Below are 16,838 nucleotides of genomic sequence, written 5' to 3' on the forward strand. Positions count from 1 at the left end.
CCTGGAGCGCACCCTGGGCGACGGCGCCGAGGGCCTGGACTTCTCCTGACGGTCCCGAGCCCGTAGGAACGCGTAGAACGGCGAAGGGCCCCTCCCGCACGGGAGGGGCCCTTCGGCCGTACGGGCCCGGATCAGGGGGCGTAGTAGCCGCCCTGCGCCCCGGGCTTGCGCCACTGGTCGACCTCGCGCCGCTTCTCCCGCTTGGGGAGGAGGTACGCGGCGAGCAGCCCGCCGATGAAGCCGAACAGGTGCGCCTGCCACGACACCCCGGGGTACTGCGGGAGCACGCCCCAGATCATCGTGCCGTAGAAGAGGACGACGCAGATCATGATGACGATGTCGACGGTCTTGCGCTCGATGATGCCGCGCAGGACGGTGTAGCCGAAGTAGCCGAACACCAGGCCGCTGGCGCCCACGGTGATGGTGGTGGGGGCGCTGAAGAGCCAGATCCCCACTCCGCTGACGACCGCGACGATCAGGGTGGTCAGCAGGAAGCGCGACAGCCCGCTGAAGGCGACGAGCGAGCCCAGGATGAGGAAGGGCAGCGAGTTGCCGATGAGGTGCTGGAAGTTGCCGTGCATGAACGGCGCGGTGAGGACGGCCCAGGGCGCCCCGACGTCCCAGGAGCGCAGACCGAACTCGTAGTCGAGGGACCCGAGCAGGAAGAAGTCGAGGATCTCGAAGACCCACATGGCCGCGAGCATCCCCGCAACGGTCAGGATGGCGGTGATTCTGGACTGCGTCACGCAACCGAGGGTAGATGACCCGGGCTTGCGAGGGTATGTCCGTGGGGCGTGTGGTGCGTATTTGTCTGATGTGACCTGAGACGTCCGACTGCGTACCGTTGTGTTCCCGGTTTTCGGGCGGGCCGTTTCGGAGCCGGCTGTCACCCGGAGTGGTGGCCCGCTCCGGGGGACCCCCGGCGGGGCCGCCGTCAGGAGGTCAGCGAGCGCTTGCGCGGCGGGATGCCGGCCATCGCCATGAACGCCTCGACCTTGGCCGGGCTGGTGATCCCGGTCAGCGGCAGGTAGGCGCGGGAGCTGCGGCGGCTCTGTAGCGAGGGGAACCGCTTGGGGCGGCCCGTGGTGTCGCACAGGCCCAGGGAGCGCACGCCCCCAGGCAGCAGGTAGTAGGAGCCGATGTCCCCGAAGGGCACGCTGACCTCGTACCTGCCGCGCCGGTAGTGGAACTCCCCGTCGGAGACCTCCAGCACGGGGGCCTTGACGAAGAGGTGGCCGTGGGCCGCCAGGCCGCCGCCGATGAGGAGCAGCAGGACGCCGAGCGTGATGTTGGCCCAGTGGGCGGGGTCGACGGCGATGGCCACGACGCCCGCAGCCGCCAACAGGTAGCCGCCCCACAGCTCCGCGTGCTTGCGGCCCGAGGGACAGACGAGGCGCACTGTTTCGGACACGGCAGGGGCCTTCCTCGCTGCGGTCTGGGGTGGGCGGTGGTGGCCGCCGCTGTCGACTTTATCGGCTCCGCGGGGGTGCCCACGGTGGTTTCGGACACCGGAACGACGGGCTTTTCACGGGCGTGCCCGCGACCTGCGGACGGGCGGAGCGGGCCTCGGGTCGGGTCGCTGTCCGGGTCCGCGGCAGGGGGCCGGTGGCGGCCCCCGGATCCTCTTTACATCATGTCATCCTATGTTTCTATGATCCGCTTTCTCGCGGTGATGTCATCGATGACAGGGTGGATCTTTTCGACTCAACGCATCGTTCGTGTCTGTATGTCCGTTTTTATTCTGGTAACCAAAGTGGAGCGTTGGGTAGTCAAACGCCGTTTACCTTTATGTAAACGGCGTTGACTACAATGGTTTTACGCCTTCCCCTTTCTGGTGCGACCGAATCCCCGGTGCCGACCCCCTGTTCAACAGCCCCCTCCTGGCCTGCGGGAACGCGGTGTCCGCCCTTGTGTTACGGGGGTGTTGTGGCGTGATGTCGACGCCCGAGGTCGATGGGCGCGAACCGGTTGCGGATGGGTCACGAATCCGGCATTGGGGCTATACAGACATTTCGCTCGATGGTCTTCTAATCGACTAATCGCCTAAGTTCGGTGGGGACTGTGCGAACCACTCGATCCCCCACTGAAGGTTCGTATTAGTGATCAAGGGTGTGACTGATGCAGATTCGTAAGAAAATGCTGGGGGCCGTGGCCGTCGGCGTTTCGGCTGTGCTCGCGGTGAGCGCCTGTTCCCCACCCCAGGAAGAGGGCGGCGCCGGAGGCGACACCTCGGTCACCTGGATCGTCAACCAGCCCGGTGGCGGCTGGAACCACAACTCCAACGAGGGTGGCTCGGTCTACGTCATCCAGATGGTGCACGGCATCCTCCCGGTCCCCGGCTGGTGGAACCCCGAGGGTCAGTGGGACTGGAACACCGACCTGATCGTCAACACCCCCGAGCTCATCGAGGGCGACCAGATCTCCTGGGTGTACGAGATCAACCCGGACGCCTCCTGGAGCGACGGCGAGCCCATCGACGCCGACGACTTCGTCTGGCAGTGGAAGATGAACAGCGGCGACGAGGAGATCTGCGCCGAGGGGTGCAACTCCCGCGGTTCCACCCTGGAGTCCCTCATCGAGAGCGTCGAGGGCTCCGACGACGGCAAGACCGTCACCGTGACCCTCAAGGAGGGCTCCGAGTTCCCCGGGTGGTTCACCTTCGGCGTTGACGGCCTCTACCCGGCGCACGTCGCCGAGGCCGAGGGCATCGACCTCGACACCCCCGAGGGCATGCTGGAGTCCTCGCACTTCTTCAACGACACCCCGCTGACGATCTCCGGCGCCGAGTACATCTACGAGGGCACCCCCGAGCTCGACGGCACGGTCGTCAAGGTCGCCAACGAGGAGTACTACGGCGACGCGCCCGGCATCCAGGAGATCATCCTGGAGGTCAACACCGAGGAAGGCAGCTGGGTCCCGGCGCTGACCAACGGCGAGGTCCAGGGCGCCGCCCCGGCCTCCTGGTCCGACGACGTCATCACCCAGCTGGAGTCCCTCGACACGGTCGACTTCGGCATCGCCTCCGGCGGCAGCTGGGAGCACCTCGACCTGAACCTCGGCAACGAGGCGCTCCAGGACGAGGCCCTGCGCCACGCCATCTTCAACGCGATCGACGTCCAGAACATCGCCACCCGCACCTGGGGCGAGAAGTTCCCGGAGATCGAGCCGCGCACGAACCACGTCTTCTCCACCACCAGCGAGTTCCACGAGGACGTCATCTCCGAGTACGGCCACGGCGCCGGTGACACGGACGCCGCCCTGGAGCTCCTGGAGGAGGCCGGCTACGAGCTCAACGGCGACACCCTGGAGCTGGACGGCGAGGCCGTTCCGGCACTGCGCCTGCGCTACACCGCCGGCCACGTGGCCCGTGAGATCATCGCCGAGCTGATCCAGGCCGACCTGGCCGAGATCGGCATCACCGCCGAGATCGAGACCACCGACGACCTGGGCGGCACCCTCGCCAGCGCGGACTACGACCTGATGCTGTTCGGCTGGAGCACCACGCCGGACTTCTACGGCTCCCCGCACCAGTACTGGCACAGCAGCAGCGGCAGCAACTTCGGCGGCCTGGAGAACGACGACGTCGACTCCGCCGTCGACTCCGCCCTGAACTCCTCCAGCCCGGAGGAGTCCGCCGTGGCCGCCAACGAGGCCGCCGCCCTGGTCGCCGAGCAGGCCTACGTCCTGCCCATCGTCGACACCCCGGCGTTCTACTTCTACGACACCACCTACATCGACGGTGTCACGGACAACAACGCCCAGTCCCGCCGAGCCCTGTGGAACCAGCACGAGTGGACCGCAGTCGAGTAACACCCCACTGACGGACCACTCCGCTCCACTCAGCGCTCCGGGAGGAGCGTCCCCGCCTCCGTGAGGCCCGGGCCCGTACCCGGCCCGCGCGGGGCGGGGAACGGGGTCCTTCCGGCCGGTCGTACCGGCCGGAAGGACCCCCTTCCCGGGCCGGGAGCGTTCATCGAAGGACCTTCCCATGCTCGTATACACCGCGCGTCGCCTCGCCGTGGCGATCCCAGTGCTCCTGGCGGCGTCGGTCCTCGTCTTCCTCATGGTCGACCTCAGCGGAGACCCTCTGACGGACCTGCGGCTGCGACAGCCACCGCCCAGCGAAGAGGTCATCGCCGCGGCGGAGGCCAGGTACTACCTCGACCGGTCGACCCCGGAACGGTACTGGCTGTGGATGACCGGTATCGGCGGCAACGGCGACATCGGCCTCCTCCAGGGGCAGTTCGGCCCCTCCGTCCGAGGCGGCGCCTTCGACATCGGCGAGCAGCTGGTGTCCAGCATCGCGGTCACGATCCGCCTGGTCACCGCCGCCATCATCGCCGCCCTGGGCCTGGCGATCATCTCCGGCGTGATCAGCGCCATGCGCCAGTACTCCAAGCTCGACTACACCCTGACCTTCATCGGCTTCCTCGCCCTGGCCATGCCGACCTTCTGGCTGGGTGCGCTGATCAGGGAGGGCGGCCTGTGGTTCAACCAGACCACGGGCACCGGCTTCTTCTACACCATCGGGGCCAACTCGGCCCGGGTGAGCAACATGACCAACTGGGAGTACTTCCTCGACTCGGCCGGTCACCTCGTGCTCCCCACCGTCACCCTCATGCTCACCAGTTTCGCCGCCTGGAGCCGCTACCAGCGCACCTCGATGCTCGAAGTGCTCAACAGCGACTACGTCCGGCTGGCCCGGTCCAAGGGCGTGCCCAACCGGGTCGTGGTGCGCCGCCACGCGCTGCGGACCGCGCTCATCCCCCTCGTCACCGTGGCGACGATCGGCATCGTCGGCATCATCGAGGGCGTCGTCATCACCGAGACCATCTTCCAGTGGCGCGGCCTCGGCTACTTCTTCATCGAGGCGGTCAAGTCCCACGACGCGTTCGCGGTCATGTCCTGGCTCATGCTGAGCGGCACGCTCGTGGTGGTCGCCAACCTCATCGCCGACATCCTGTACGGCGTTCTCGACCCGAGGATCCGCTATGAGTGACATCCAGAGCCGCATCGGGGGCGCAGAACCCGCGACCAGTGCGGAGAAGGTCGCCAAGGGCGGAGACCGCACCCAGGTCCAGCTCGTCTGGCGGCGCTTCCGCCGCCACCGGGCCGCCATGGTCAGCCTGGTCCTGCTCGGCCTGATCGTCGCCTTCGCGTTCCTCGGCCCCCTCGTCTGGCCGTGGGGCTACACCGTCAACTCGGACATCCCCAGCAACGCGGGGCCGAGCCTGGAACACCCCTTCGGCACCACCAAGCAGGGCAACGACGTGTTCGCGCAGACCATGCGCGGCGCGCAGCAGTCCCTCAAGGTCGCCCTGACCGTCGCGGTGGTCTCCACCGTCCTGGGAGCGACCTGGGGCGCCGTCGCCGGGTACTACCGGGGGCGCACCGACGCGATCATGATGCGGATCGCCGACATCTTCCTCATCATCCCGCTCATCGTCGCCGTCGCCTCCATCAACGGCAACGTCCGCGGCGGTACCACCTGGTACGCGGTGGCGCTCATCATCTGCCTGTTCTCGTGGGCGACCGTCGCCCGCGTGGTCCGCGGCGTGGTGCTCTCCCTGCGCGAGCAGGAGTTCATCGAGGCCGCCCGCGCGGCCGGGGCCAAGGCGACCCGGATCATCTTCCGGCACCTGCTGCCCAACGCCGCGGGTCCGATCATCGTCGCCGCCACGCTGCTCATCGCGGTGGCGGTGCTGACGGAGGCGGGCCTGTCCTTCATCGGGTTCGGCATCCAGCCGCCCGACATCTCTCTCGGGAAGATGGTGGAGGGCGCGCGCACCGCCGCCTTCACCCGGCCCTGGCTGTTCTACCCGCCCGGTGTGCTGATCGTCCTCATCTGCCTGACGATCAACTTCATCGGTGACGGGCTGCGGGACGCCCTCGACCCACGACAGACGATGGTGCGGCGATGACCACGACGGAGAACATCAACGACGGCGCCACCGCGACCGTCGACACGGACATCGTCCTGGACGTCCAGGACCTCAACGTCACCTTCTCCTCCGAGGACGGCCCCCTGAAGGCCGTGCGCGGGGTGTCCTACCGGGTGCGCCGGGGCGAGGCCCTGGGCATCGTCGGCGAGTCCGGCTCGGGCAAGTCGGTGACCTCCATGGCGATCATGGGCCTGCTGCCCAAGACCGCCGAGGTGTCCGGCTCGGCCCGGGTGCTCGGCCAGGAGGTCATCGGCCTCAACGACGCCCAGATCAGCAAGGTGCGCGGCGACAAGATCGCCATGATCTTCCAGGACCCGCTGACCTCGCTGAACCCGGTGTACACCATCGGGTTCCAGATCGCCGAGGCGGTGCTCACCCACCGCAAGGTCACCAAGCAACAGGCCCGGGAGCGGGCGATCGAGCTGCTCGACAAGGTGGGCATCCCCCACCCCGACCGGCGCGTCGACCAGTACCCGCACGAGCTCTCCGGCGGTATGCGCCAGCGGGTCGTCATCGCCATCGCGATGGCCAACGATCCCGACGTCATCATCGCCGACGAGCCCACCACCGCCCTGGACGTGACCGTCCAGGCCCAGGTGCTGGAGGCGCTGGAGACGGCGCGCAAGGAGACCGGCGCGGCCCTGGTGCTGATCACCCACGACCTCGGCGTGGTCGCCGGGCACGTGGACCGGGTGGCCGTGATGTACGCGGGCCGCCTGGTGGAGACCGGGACCGTCGAGGACGTGTTCTACCGGCCCCGGATGCCGTACGCGCTGGGGCTGCTGGGCTCGCTGCCGCGGATGGACGAGGCGCGCCACGAGCGCCTCACCCCCATCCTGGGGACGCCGCCCTCGCTGCTCGACCTCCCGGCCGGCTGCGGGTTCGCCCCGCGCTGCCCGATGGCGCAGGACGTCTGCTTCTCCACGGAGCCCCCTCTGGAGGCCGCCGTGGACGGGGACGACCCCGACCCGTTCCGCCGCCACTCCGCCGCCTGCCACTTCGGCGAGCAGCTGGTGGACGCCCGCCCCGAGGACCTGTTCCGGGCCACCGCCCTGGACGTGGAGGCCCCCGCGGAGCTCGTCGAGGCCGAGGACACCGAGGCCGCCGCCGAACGCCGCGAGGAGCACGAGGAGCAGGTGAAGGCCGAGTCGTCCGAGGTGCTGCTGTCCGCGGTCGACCTGGTCAAGAACTTCCCGATCCGCTCCAAGGGCATTCTGCGGCGCAAGATCGGCGAGGTCCAGGCGGTCTCGGGGATCTCCCTGGAGCTGCGCGAGCACGAGACCCTCGCGCTCGTCGGCGAGTCCGGCTGCGGCAAGTCGACCACGGCGCGCCTGCTGCTCCAGCTCATCCGGCAGACGTCGGGCGAGGTCACCTACATGGGGCAGCCGCTGCACTCGCTCAGCGACTCCCAGATGCGGCCGCTGCGCCGCGATCTGCAACTGGTGTTCCAGGACCCGTTCGCGTCCCTGGACCCGCGCATGACGGTCTCGGACATCATCGCCGAGCCCATGCAGATCCACGGCCGGGCCAAGGGCGCCAAGCAGCGGGTCAAGGAGCTGCTGGAGCTGGTCGGGCTCAACCCCGAGCACGGCTCCCGCTACCCGCACGAGTTCTCCGGGGGCCAGCGCCAGCGCATCGGCATCGCCCGCGCGCTGTCGCTCAACCCCAAGGTGCTCATCCTGGACGAGCCCGTGTCGGCGCTGGACGTGTCGATCCAGGCCGGGGTGATCAACCTCCTGGAGGACCTCCAGGACGAGCTGGGCCTGTCGTACCTGTTCGTCTCCCACGACCTGTCGGTGGTGCGCCACATCGCCGACCGGGTGGCCGTGATGTACCTCGGCAAGATCGTGGAGACCGGGACGACGGAGGAGCTGTTCCAGGCCCCGGCGCACCCGTACACCCAGGCGCTCATCTCGGCGATCCCGCTGCCGGACCCGGTCAAGGAGCGGACCCGGGAGCGGATCGTGGTCACGGGTGACGTGCCCAGTCCGGCCGACCCGCCCTCGGGGTGCCGGTTCCGGACGCGCTGCCCCAAGTTCGCCAACGAGCTGACCGACGAGCAGCGGAACCTGTGCGTGGAGGAGCCGCCGGGCCTGCTGGACCGGGGCACCGGGCACCGGGACGCCTGCCACTACTCCCAGGTGGTGGAGCTGATCTGATCCCGCGCCACCGTTCCCGGGGCTGTTCGGGCCGGGAACGGCGGAGGCGGGATCCGCGGCGGTGCCGGGAGGGCGACCTCTCGGCACCGCCGCGCCGCGTTCGGTACTCGGTTCCTTTTTGTCCGGATGCGGACGCTTCTGGGGGAAATAAGGGAGTGGCGCATACCCCGGCCTGCGACGGGAGTGAACGGGAGTGAAAAGGGGGTTCGTGCTCCCGGCGTGTGCGCGTGGCGACCCGGGGTGAGATTCCGTTAGGTTCGTGATCTTCCGTCCGAGCCTTTTGGAGATCAATGAGAGCCCCGACCCCCCTGGCGAACCCCCGCCCCCGGTGGGCCGCAGCGGCGGTGGCCACCCTGCTGCCGCTCAGTCTCTTCGCCGCCCCCGCGCACGCCGAGCCGGTCACCGACACCGCGGCCGACCTGCGCGCCGACCTCGACGCGATCCTGGACGACCCGTCCGTCGCCGATGCCGGCGTGGTCGTCCTCGACCCGGTGACGGGCGAGGAGCTGTACTCCCGCGACGCGGACACGCCCTACGTGCCCGCCTCCAACATGAAGCTGTTCACGGCCGCCGCCGCGCTGGAGGTCCTGGGAGCGGACCGCACCTTCGCCACCGAGGTCGTCATCCCCGCCGGGTACGGCCGCCCGCGCGCCGTCGAGGACGTGTACCTGGTCGGCGGCGGCGACCCCACCCTGTCGGCCGCCGACATCGACGCGCTGGCCGCCGACGTGGCCGCCTCCGGGATCAAGGTCGTCAAGGGCGACGTCGTCGCCGACGACACCTGGTTCGACGACGAGCGCCTGGTGGACGACTGGTGGCCCGAGGACGAGCCCTACGCCTACTCGGCGCAGATCTCCGCGCTCACCGTCGCCCACGGGGAGCGGTTCGACACCGGCGTCACCGAGGTCACCGTCACCGCCGCCGCCCAGGGCCAGAAGCCCGGGGTGGACCTGGGCGCCGCCCAGGGCTACATGGAGCTGGACAACCGGGCCGTGACCGGGGCGCCCGGCAGCGGCAACACCCTGGCCGTCGACCGGCCGGTCGGCACCAACACCATCGTCGTGACCGGGTCGATCCCGCAGGGCGGTGCCCCCGTCGCCGTGCTGCGCACGGTCGACGAGCCCGCCGCGCTGGCCGGGCACCTGTTCGAGCAGGCGCTGGAGGAGCACGGCGTCACGGTGCGCGGCGGGAGCGAGCAGGGCGAGGTCCCCGCCGACCTGAACACGCAGGTGGTCGCCGACCACACCTCGGCGGAGCTGTCCGAGATCCTGGTGCCGTTCATGAAGTTCAGCAACAACGGCCACGCCGAGATGCTGGTCAAGGCCATCGGCCAGGAGACCGCCGGCGAGGGTACCTGGGCGGCCGGCCGGATCGGCGTCGCCGAGGCCGTGGCCGGGCTGGGCGTGGACACCGAGGGCGTCGTGTTCCACGACGGCTCCGGGCTCTCCCGCACCGACCGGGTGACCGCGTCCGCTGTCACCGGGCTGCTGTCCGCCGCGCGCGGGGCCGACTGGTACCCGGTGTGGTCGGCGTCGCTGCCGGTGGCCGGGATCGACGACCCGTTCGTCGGCGGAACGCTGCGGGCCCGCATGACCGGCACCGCCGCGCAGGGCGTGGTGAGCGCCAAGACCGGCACGATGAGCGGGGTCAGCGGCCTGTCCGGGTTCGTGCCCGGCACCGACGGCGGCGACGGCCTGGTCTTCTCCATCGTCAACAACGGGCACACCGGCCCGGCTCCCACGGCCGTGCAGGACGCGATCGCGGTCCGGCTGGCCGAACACCTGGGGCACGAGGCGGCGCTGCGGACGCAGGGCGCCCGGACCCCCGAGAGCGCGCCGAGCGCGGAGAGCGGTGAGCTGGAGTGCTCCTGGGAGCTCACCTGCTGATCCACTGACCCGCACTGGGCTGCGGGGCGGGCCGGGGTTCGTGGGGAGCCCCGGCCCGCCGCATGCCCGGGGTCCGCGGGGCCCCGGGCCTTTTGTACGCCCGGGGGCCTCCACGGGCCGGGCTCCTCCATAAGTCGGAGTTCTCCATGGGCCGGTGTCCTCCGCAGGTCGGGGTTTTCCACAGGCCGGGGGTGGCCGGTGTCGCCGGGGCCCCGGACCTGGCAACCTGAAATCGGAAACAGGACGAGGGTGCCGTGGTGGGCCCTCGTTCCGCCGCCTCCCGACCTGCCGCCGAAAGCGAGTCCCCGACCGTGCACCTCGCGATGGTCTACGTGGGCGAAGGGATCCTCCAACTCTTCTCCCTGATGTTCTTCGTCCTCCTCATGATCGGCCTGGGCCTGCTGGCCAGCCGGATGATGGGGGTGCCGTTCAGCGTGCCCCGGCTGCTGCTGGCCGGGCTGGTCGGCCTGGTGCTGGGGTCCGCCGTGGGCGCCCTGCTGTACTACGGCTCCGTGGAGCGGCTGGCGGAGGAAGCGCCCTTCAGCTCGCCGACCCCGGGGTACGTCGTCGTGGTGCTGGCGATGTCCGCGGTCGTGGCGATGCTCGCCTTCGTCGGGCTGGAGCTGGCCGTGCCGCGGGGCACCCGGCCACGGCCGTTCCAGGCGGTCCGGGCGGTGGTCCACTGGTTCGGCCGGGTGCGCCGCTACCGGCAGATCACGTGGATCCTGGCCCGGCACGGACTGTGGGGCTACGTCACCGGCCGCCGCGAGGACGGCGAGGACACCTCCACCCAGCGGCGGCTGGCCCGGTCGCTGGCCCGCTCCATGGAGGAGGCCGGGGTGGTGTTCGTCAAGCTCGGGCAGGTGCTGGCCACCCGGCGCGACCTGCTGCCACCGGTGTTCGTCGAGGAGCTGGGACGGCTGCACAGCGAGGTCGCCCCCATCCCGGCCGAGCGGATCCGGGAGGTGGTCGAACGCGGGCTGGGCCGCCCCGTCGACGAGGTGTTCGCCGAGTTCTCCACCGAGCCGCTGGCCGCCGCCTCCATCGCCCAGGCGCACACCGCCCGGCTCGTCGACGGCGAGGAGGTGGTGGTCAAGGTGCAGCGGCCGGGCATCGCCCCGGTGGTCCACCGGGACCTCGATATCATCCGGCGGCTGGCCGCCCGGTTCGACGAGTACACCGACTGGGGGCCGGCCATCGGGGTGGTGGGCCTGGCGGAGGGGTTCGCCGAGGCGCTGCTGGAGGAGCTGGACTTCGAGGTGGAGGCGACCAACATCGCCGCCGTCGCCGAGGCCGCCCCGGACTCGCGGGTCCGCATCCCCAAGGTGTACGACGCCTACACCGGCAAACGGATCCTGGTGATGGAGCGGCTGCACGGCGTCTCCGTGGGCGCCGTCGACCCCGTCGCCGTCGACGGGGAGGGGATCGCCCGCGCCCTGCTGGACTGCCTGCTGGAGCAGGTGATGATCAGCGGCATCTTCCACGCCGACCCGCACCCCGGCAACATCCTGCTGCTCGACGACGGCGGGGTGGGCCTGCTCGACTACGGGTCGGTGGGCCGACTGGACGGCCAGACCCGGGAGGCGCTGCGGCTCATGCTGGTGGCGCTGGACCGGCGCGACGCCGTCCTGCTCACCGACACCCTGCTGGACGTGGTCACCGACCAGGACGGGGTGGACGGGGAGCGGCTGCGCCGGGCGCTGGGCCAGTTCATGGCCCGCCACCTCCAGGGCGGGATGACCGCGAGCATGCGGATGTTCACCGAGCTGCTGCTGATCGTCACCCGGTTCGGGCTCACCCTCCCGGCGGAGCTGGCCGCGGTGTTCCGCGCCCTGGCCACCCTGGAGGGCACCCTGGTGCATCTGTCGCCGGGGTTCGACACCGTCGCCGAGGCCAAGCGGTTCGCCGGGGAGCGCATGTCGGAGCAGCTGCGCGGGGAGGCGCTGCGCGACCTGGCGGTGGACGAGATCGTCGCGCTGCTGCCCACCCTGCGGCGGCTGCCGCGCAGGCTGGACCGGATCACCGACCAGCTGCACAAGGGGCGGTTCACGATCCAGGTGCGCCCGTTCGCCCACCCCGAGGACCGCAGGCTGCTGGGCGGGCTCGCCCGCCAGGCGATCCTCACCGTGCTGGCGGTGGCCACCGGCCTGATGTCGGTGGGGCTGTTCAACGTCACCGACGGCCCCCACGTGGAGTGGGCGGAGATGACCGCCCGGGCCCAGCTCCTCAACGGCGCCGCCTGGCTGCTGCTGGCGGTCGCCGCCCTCCTCGTGCTGCGCCTGCTCGTGGGCGTCGCCCGCGACGCCGCCCACTACCGACCATGACCCCCGCCGGGGGCCCGCCCGCCCCCGGCGGGGGTCCGCCGCTCGGTTGAGGCCGTCGGCCCCGGCGGCCGCCGGTCTCCCCGCGGCGGTGTCGGCCTGGGGTCGGTACGCCTGTCGGTGCGCCCGCCCGCCGCGGGTGCCGCCTGCCGGTGCCTGCCGGTGTCGGCCTGGGGTCGGTACGCCTGTCGGTGCGCCCGCTCGCCGCGGGTGCCGCCTGCCGGTGCCCATCTGCCCGCCGGTGGTCGGCGATGCCTGGCGGTGGCCCTGCACAGGTGCCCGCCGCCGGTGGGGGTGCCGGCGGCGGGTCGGGGCGCGTTCGGCGGACGGGACGGCGGCGGGGGTGGGCCCCTCGCCCTCGGGGACTACCAGGAGCGGCGGCCGAGGTAGGCGAGGAGGCGGGTCTGCTCGTCGGCGTCGGCGGGCGGGGTGAGCTCGGTGCCGCAGACGCCCTCCGAGCGCAGCGAGTCGCCGAAGAACTCGGTGGCCCGGCGGGCCCAGCGGACGTCGTCGGGGTCGATGGACCCGTCCAGGCCGGTGGCGCGGGCCAGGTCCCAGCGGTGCACGATCAGGTCGAAGTTGACGAACCGGTCCACCGCCTGGGCGAACGTGCTGCGGCCGAAGTACCCGTCGAACTCCGCCTGTGCGCGCCCGGGGTCGGTCAGGTCGGCCAGCACCACGGCGCGGGCGGCGTCCCAGGCGGCGGCCGGGTCGTCGGCCGCCTTGGGGATGTCGCCCAGCTCGCGGCCGACCAGGCCCAGGAACATGCCCTGGGTGTCCACGACGTGCCCGACCACGTCCCGGGCCGACCAGTCCTCGCAGGGGGAGGGCGACGTCCAGCGCTCCTCGGGGACCTGTGCCACCAGGTCGGCGAAGGCGTCGGACAGGCGGGCGTAGCGTGCGGCGATCTCGTTCACGGCGTGCTCCTTCTCGCGGTCGCCTCCGATCCTGTCGCACCGGCGCCGCCCGGTCTTGAAGGAACGCGACACCGCGGCGGGGGAGTGGTCCGGGAACGGCCGAGGGGCGGCCGGGGGTCGGCAGGGGAGGGGACGGCCGGGGATGAGTGGGGGAGGGGGAACGGACGGGAACGGCCCGGGAGTGTCGGTGCGCCCGGGCACACTGGTGGTATGGACGTGCGACCCGTGCAAGAGGACGCGCGCGGGATCATCGACCCGGCCCGCGGGCTCACCCGGTTCCGGCTGGACCGCGCCGCCCCCGCACCCGGACTCGCCCGCTTCGTGGACCGCCACTGGACCGCGTCGTGGGACCTGCCGGAGCCCTACACCCAGCGGGTGCTGGCCCACCCGGTGGTGAACCTCGTGTTCACCGAGGGCGCCGCGACCGTGCACGGGCCCACCACGCGGATCGGGCACCGCCACCTCCGGGGCCGCGGCTGGGCGCTGGGCGTGATGTTCCGGCCCGCGGGGTTCCGGCCCTTCGCCGGCCGGCCGCTGAGCGAACTGGTCGACCTCTCCCTCCCGGCGGGCGAGATCCTGCCGGGCTTCGCGGAGCTGGAGCGGGAGGCCTGCCGCCTCGACCCCGCCGACCCGGCCTCGGCGGTCCCGCTGACGGCGCTGGTGGAGGCGTTCCTGGCGGACCTGGCGCCCGCGGCCCGGCATCCGGCCGAGGACACCCGCGACATCACCGAGCGGGTGGCCGCCGACCCGTCGGTCACCGCGGTCGCCGGGCTGGCCGAGCGGGAGGGGCTGGGGGTGCGGCGGCTCCAGCGCCGGTTCTCCGACCACGTGGGCCTGGGTCCCAAGACGGTGATCCGCCGGTACCGCTTCTACGAGGCCGCCGAGCGCGCCCGGCTGGGGGAGCGGCCGGACTGGGGGCGGCTGGCCGTGGACCTGGGGTTCAGCGACCAGTCCCACCTGACCCGGGAGTTCACCGCCGTCATCGGGGTCCCGCCGGGCCGCTACGCCGAGGCGACACGAGCCGCTCGATGATCCGGTGCACCTCCTCGACCCCGGGCGGCGGGTCCTCCAGGCAGCCGCGCAGGAACAGCCCGTCCACGGCGGCGGCCGCCGCCGCTCGGTCGACCGGGTCGTCCAGGTAGGGGGCGAGGAACGCGTCCACGGCGCCGCGCCAGCGCTCGGCCTCCGGGCGCAGCGCGGGGCGGCGCGCCGCCATCAGGAACAGCTCGCACTCGGCCCGCAGGTGCTCCCGGTCGGGCGCGGTGACGAGCTCGGCCAGCCCGCGCGGCGCCGACCGCGGGTCGCGCGCCAGCGCCTCCAGGGCGGCGACGTAGGAGTCGTTGACCCGGGTGAGGGCGGCCAGCAGCAGCTCGTCGACGGAGGCGTAGTGGTACATGACGGCGCTGGGCGGCACGTCCGCCTCCGCGGCCACCCGGCGCTGGCTGACCGCGGCCACGCCGTCGCGCCCGATGACCCGCAGGACGGCGTCCACGAGCCGCCGCCTGCGCCGCTCGCCCTTGAGGAGGCGCCCGTCGGTGGTCGGGGTCCTGTCAGCGGTCGGGGTGCCGTCGGCGGTTGCCGGTCCGCCGGTGGTCGTGGGTCCGCGGCCGGCCACCGGTCCGCCGACCGCCTGGGTTCCGCCCGTGTCCGCGTTCAATGGCGGCCGCCCATCTCCAGGGCCATCACCCCGCCGATGATGAGCGCGATACCGCCGATCTGGACCCAGGTGAGCGACTCGGAGAAGAGCACCACACCGATGACCGCCACCAGGGCGATCCCGGCCGCGGCCCAGACCCCGTAGGCCACGCCCAGGTCCATGCCGCGGCTGAGCGCCCGGCTGAGCATGTAGAAGGCCCCGACGTAGCCGACGACGACCACGACCGAGGGCAGCGGGCGGGTGAAACCCTCGGAGAGCTTGAGCGATGTCGTGGCGATCACCTCCGAGATGATCGCCCCGGCCAACCACAGCCACGGCATACGGCCTCCAGAAGAACCTGAGCGAATGCTCAGGATTCTAGGAGAGCCGCCCCCTCGTGTACAGGGTGGTTTACGGATGGCCCTAATCTCGTATCGGACGGCTTCGGCCTGGTACCCCCAGGGTGTATCGTCGTCGGTTCCGGTCCCTCATCCCCCTCCGGATAACCGTCCCGTACCGAATGTGTGGGATTTCAGAACCTTTTCCGCACATGCGCGTCTTAGGTGACGTAGAAACGTGGCGTTCGAGGTGAAACATGGAGGTCCAGACGTGACGGGCAGGACCCACCCGTCGGCATTCAGCCGATTCGGCATCGGTCTGGCGGCGCTCGCACTCGCGGCGACCGCCTGCACTTCCGGTGGCGCCGAGACGCAGAGCAACAGCACCGACCCGGCGGTCGACGCCGAACCCGCGACCCTCGCCATCGCCCCCCAGGACGGTGCCGAGACGGTCGCGCCCGACACCCCCATCACGGTGACCGCGGAGAACGGCACGATCTCCGACGTCAAGGTCGACCAGGTGTTGACGGACGAGGCCGCCGCCGGGGGCGAGGGGGAGGAGGAAGACCCCTCCCTGTACGAGATGACCGGCACCCTCAACGGCGACGGCACCGAGTGGACCAGCGACTGGAACCTGCGCCCGGGCGCGGCGGTCACGGTCACGGCCACCGCCGAGAACGAGGCCGGCGAGACCACCGAGCTGGTCCAGGAGTTCACCACCGAGGCCGCCGTCCCCGGGCGGCGCCTGGAGCTGGACCCCTACGGCACGCACCCGACCAGCGGCCAGACCGTGGGCGTGGGCATGCCGATCGTCCTGGCCTTCGACCTTCCGGTCACCAACAAGGCCCAGGTCGAGAACTCCATCAAGATCACCTCCGAGCAGGGTATGGCCGGGTCGTGGCGCTGGGTCAACGACCAGACCGTCGCCTTCCGCCCGCAGGAGCACTGGGAGCCGTACCAGCAGGTCTCCGTCGAGGCGCGCCTGGCCGGGGTCGAGGCCTCCGAGGGCGTCTACGGTGTGCGCAACACCAAGATCGACTTCGAGATCGGCCGCGAGCTGATCGTCACCATGAACGTGCCCGACCACGAGGCGGTCGTCACGGTCGACGGCGAGCACGAGCGCACCATCCCGGTGAGCAACGGCAAGGCCAACCGCAACTTCGACACCACGAGCAGCGGTATCCACGTGCTCATGGAGCGCTACACGCACCTGACCATGGACTCCAGCACCGTGGGCATCCCCGAGGGCACCCCGGGCGCCTACAAGGTCGACGTCCAGTACGCGGTGCGGACCTCCTCCAGCGGCGAGTTCTTCCACGAGGCGTCCTACAACGGCAACATCGGCATCGCGAACACCTCCAACGGGTGCACCAACATGCGGATGGACGACGCCAAGTGGTTCTTCGACAACACCCTCATGGGCGACGTCGTGGAGACCACCGGGACCGACCGCATCAAGGAGTGGAACAACGGCTGGGGCTACTGGCAGGTGAGCTGGGACGAGTGGCTGGCCGAGAGCGTCACCGGCGAGCAGTACGTCACCGACGGCTCCCTCCCGCCGGGCTCCGTCCACGGCGAGCAGTAGGGTTCACAGCTCCACCGCTCCACCGCTCCACCGCTTCGAACGCCCGGGGTCGCC

13 protein-coding genes are annotated in these 16,838 nt (G+C 71.1%); 8 read left to right on the forward strand and 5 right to left on the reverse strand.

Going from position 1 to position 16,838, the window contains the following annotated elements; translation table 11 throughout:
• Positions 1-131: 131 nt before the first annotated feature.
• Entirely contained in the window at positions 132-746 is a 615-nt protein-coding gene (locus ACJOT3_RS21755) for a rhomboid family intramembrane serine protease (protein WP_406974924.1), read from the reverse strand.
• A 188-nt stretch (positions 747-934) separates the two neighbouring features.
• Complete coding sequence (locus tag ACJOT3_RS21760) at positions 935-1,411, reverse strand: hypothetical protein (RefSeq protein ID WP_406974925.1); 477 nt, start codon at positions 1,409-1,411, stop codon at positions 935-937.
• 707 nt (positions 1,412-2,118) lie between these two features.
• Here ACJOT3_RS21760 and ACJOT3_RS21765 point away from each other — a divergent pair.
• The 6 genes from ACJOT3_RS21765 to ACJOT3_RS21790 all read left to right on the forward strand — a co-directional run bounded on the left by ACJOT3_RS21765 (position 2,119) and on the right by ACJOT3_RS21790 (position 12,311).
• Positions 2,119-3,810, forward strand: a complete 1,692-nt coding sequence (locus ACJOT3_RS21765; protein ID WP_406974926.1) for an ABC transporter family substrate-binding protein — start codon at positions 2,119-2,121, stop codon at positions 3,808-3,810.
• 178 nt (positions 3,811-3,988) lie between these two features.
• A complete protein-coding gene (locus tag ACJOT3_RS21770) occupies positions 3,989-4,999 on the forward strand; it encodes an ABC transporter permease (RefSeq protein WP_406974927.1) in 1,011 nt (336 codons plus the stop codon).
• Positions 4,992-5,921: an ABC transporter permease gene (locus ACJOT3_RS21775; protein ID WP_406974928.1), complete on the forward strand. Its 930-nt coding sequence runs from the start codon at positions 4,992-4,994 to the stop codon at positions 5,919-5,921. The genes ACJOT3_RS21770 and ACJOT3_RS21775 overlap by 8 nt, the downstream gene beginning before the upstream one ends.
• Complete coding sequence (locus tag ACJOT3_RS21780; RefSeq protein ID WP_406974929.1) at positions 5,918-8,101, forward strand: ABC transporter ATP-binding protein; 2,184 nt, start codon at positions 5,918-5,920, stop codon at positions 8,099-8,101. Before ACJOT3_RS21775 ends, ACJOT3_RS21780 begins: the two co-directional genes overlap by 4 nt.
• A 290-nt stretch (positions 8,102-8,391) precedes the next feature.
• Positions 8,392-9,987 (forward strand): D-alanyl-D-alanine carboxypeptidase/D-alanyl-D-alanine endopeptidase, encoded by a 1,596-nt coding sequence (gene dacB / locus ACJOT3_RS21785; protein ID WP_406974930.1) that lies wholly within the window; start codon positions 8,392-8,394, stop codon positions 9,985-9,987.
• 323 nt (positions 9,988-10,310) lie between these two features.
• Positions 10,311-12,311 carry an ABC1 kinase family protein gene (locus tag ACJOT3_RS21790; protein ID WP_406974936.1) on the forward strand — a complete coding sequence of 667 codons (2,001 nt, stop codon included), beginning with the start codon at positions 10,311-10,313 and terminating at the stop codon, positions 12,309-12,311.
• A gap of 362 nt (positions 12,312-12,673) precedes the next feature.
• Here ACJOT3_RS21790 and ACJOT3_RS21795 read toward each other — a convergent pair whose 3' ends face one another.
• Positions 12,674-13,225 carry a TIGR03086 family metal-binding protein gene (locus ACJOT3_RS21795; RefSeq protein WP_406974931.1) on the reverse strand — a complete coding sequence of 184 codons (552 nt, stop codon included), beginning with the start codon at positions 13,223-13,225 and terminating at the stop codon, positions 12,674-12,676.
• Between the two features lie 210 nt (positions 13,226-13,435).
• Between ACJOT3_RS21795 and ACJOT3_RS21800 the strand changes: the two genes are divergently transcribed.
• A complete protein-coding gene (locus ACJOT3_RS21800; protein ID WP_406974932.1) occupies positions 13,436-14,257 on the forward strand; it encodes a DUF6597 domain-containing transcriptional factor in 822 nt (273 codons plus the stop codon).
• Here ACJOT3_RS21800 and ACJOT3_RS21805 read toward each other — a convergent pair.
• Positions 14,205-14,882: a TetR/AcrR family transcriptional regulator gene (locus ACJOT3_RS21805; protein WP_406974933.1), complete on the reverse strand. Its 678-nt coding sequence runs from the start codon at positions 14,880-14,882 to the stop codon at positions 14,205-14,207. The two genes, ACJOT3_RS21800 and ACJOT3_RS21805, sit on opposite strands and share 53 nt — an antisense overlap.
• Positions 14,879-15,202, reverse strand: a complete 324-nt coding sequence (locus ACJOT3_RS21810; protein WP_406974934.1) for a DMT family transporter — start codon at positions 15,200-15,202, stop codon at positions 14,879-14,881. The genes ACJOT3_RS21805 and ACJOT3_RS21810 overlap by 4 nt, the downstream gene beginning before the upstream one ends.
• A 268-nt stretch (positions 15,203-15,470) precedes the next feature.
• On the opposite strand from ACJOT3_RS21810, the gene ACJOT3_RS21815 reads away from it, so the two are divergent.
• Complete coding sequence (locus tag ACJOT3_RS21815) at positions 15,471-16,784, forward strand: L,D-transpeptidase (protein ID WP_406974935.1); 1,314 nt, start codon at positions 15,471-15,473, stop codon at positions 16,782-16,784.
• The last annotated feature ends 54 nt before the right edge of the window (positions 16,785-16,838 follow it).

This window comes from Nocardiopsis protaetiae (assembly GCF_045446735.1).
GTDB classification, from domain to species: domain Bacteria; phylum Actinomycetota; class Actinomycetes; order Streptosporangiales; family Streptosporangiaceae; genus Nocardiopsis; species Nocardiopsis protaetiae.

Coding starts and splice junctions, on each gene's coding strand:
- dacB (WP_406974930.1), top strand. CDS start 8,392: ATGAGAGCCCCGACCCCCCTGGCGAACCCCCGCCCCCGGTGGGCCGCA.
- ACJOT3_RS21780 (WP_406974929.1), top strand. CDS start 5,918: ATGACCACGACGGAGAACATCAACGACGGCGCCACCGCGACCGTCGAC.
- ACJOT3_RS21765 (WP_406974926.1), top strand. CDS start 2,119: ATGCAGATTCGTAAGAAAATGCTGGGGGCCGTGGCCGTCGGCGTTTCG.
- ACJOT3_RS21800 (WP_406974932.1), top strand. CDS start 13,436: ATGGACGTGCGACCCGTGCAAGAGGACGCGCGCGGGATCATCGACCCG.
- ACJOT3_RS21810 (WP_406974934.1), bottom strand. CDS start 15,202: ATGCCGTGGCTGTGGTTGGCCGGGGCGATCATCTCGGAGGTGATCGCC.
- ACJOT3_RS21770 (WP_406974927.1), top strand. CDS start 3,989: ATGCTCGTATACACCGCGCGTCGCCTCGCCGTGGCGATCCCAGTGCTC.
- ACJOT3_RS21790 (WP_406974936.1), top strand. CDS start 10,311: ATGGTCTACGTGGGCGAAGGGATCCTCCAACTCTTCTCCCTGATGTTC.
- ACJOT3_RS21775 (WP_406974928.1), top strand. CDS start 4,992: ATGAGTGACATCCAGAGCCGCATCGGGGGCGCAGAACCCGCGACCAGT.